Here is a 672-nt window from a genome sequence, read left to right on the forward strand (position 1 = left end):
GTTCTCGGTGCCCGACCTGCTGGCCACCGACGCGCTGCTGGACCGCCTCGGCGCCCACCGGGCCACCGACGGCGACCTCGGCGACACCGTCGCGCGCCTGCTCGACGCCTACGCGCTGCACGCCGACCCCGACACGGCCGGTGTGCGGCACCTGCCCATCGACGAGATCGTCGCCGCCTCCGAGGCCGAGCCGGAGCCCGGGCCCGTCGAGGCGCCCCGCGTGCTGCTGGCGCGCCGCCGCACCCTGCAGCGGCTGGGCCGCGGCGGCGCGGCCACCGCGGCCGTGCTCGCGCTGCTGGGCGGCACCGCCGCCGCGGCGGCCACGGGTGCCGGGTCCCTGGGCGCGCGCGGTGGTCCCGTCTCCACCGCGGTCTCCGCGCAGCTGCCGGAGTGGTTCCCCGACACCGTCTTCACCGCCATCGCCGGCACGCCGACCGAGCGCGCCCAGCGCGAGCTGCAGCAGGCCGTGCGCGAGGCCCGCGCCGGCGACCCCGAGGCGGCGCTGGCGCGGGTGAGCAACCTGCACGAGCAGCTGGCCGCCGCCGACATCGACGGCGCGCTCGCCGCCGCCGTGGCCAGCACCCTCGTGGCGCTGCGCAGCGGCGAGCTGCCCGACGAGGACGTCCTCGCCGCCGCGCAGGCCGACCCCGCCGCCCCCGGCCCCGCGCCGAC

The 672-nt window shown here is 80.7% G+C and carries 1 protein-coding gene; it reads left to right on the forward strand.

What is annotated here, in order from left to right; all coding sequences use genetic code 11:
* The coding region (locus tag GTQ99_RS23795) for a hypothetical protein (protein WP_166618092.1) at window positions 1–672 on the forward strand (672 nt) is incomplete at both ends.

This window comes from Kineococcus vitellinus (genome assembly GCF_009906315.1).
Classification (GTDB): domain Bacteria; phylum Actinomycetota; class Actinomycetes; order Actinomycetales; family Kineococcaceae; genus Kineococcus; species Kineococcus vitellinus.